Annotated in this window: 1 protein-coding gene; it reads right to left on the minus strand. The window is 52.1% G+C overall.

What is annotated here, in order from left to right; all coding sequences use genetic code 11:
- The coding region (locus tag ACTHSX_RS10840) for a hypothetical protein (RefSeq protein WP_440379688.1) at positions 1 to 240 on the minus strand (240 nt) is incomplete at both ends.

Below are 240 nucleotides of genomic sequence, written 5' to 3' on the forward strand. Positions count from 1 at the left end.
GGTTTGGTAATCATGTGTTGAGCCAGCATTTCGACGATTTCTTCGTCGCTGACGGCGTTGTTGAGGTCGTCGCGCAGTTCGGCAGCAAAGGCCTCGAAGGCTGTGCGCTCTGTTTCGTTGGCAGGGTTTTCCAGAATGGCGTTGATGCTGTCGATATGGGTACGAGCAATTTTGGCAATGTCGTCTGCCCAGTCTTCCCAATGGTGGCGGTTGCCACATTTTTTGACAATTTTGGCGTAG

This window comes from Neisseria sp. P0014.S002 (assembly GCF_051958295.1).
Lineage (GTDB): Bacteria > Pseudomonadota > Gammaproteobacteria > Burkholderiales > Neisseriaceae > Neisseria > Neisseria flavescens_B.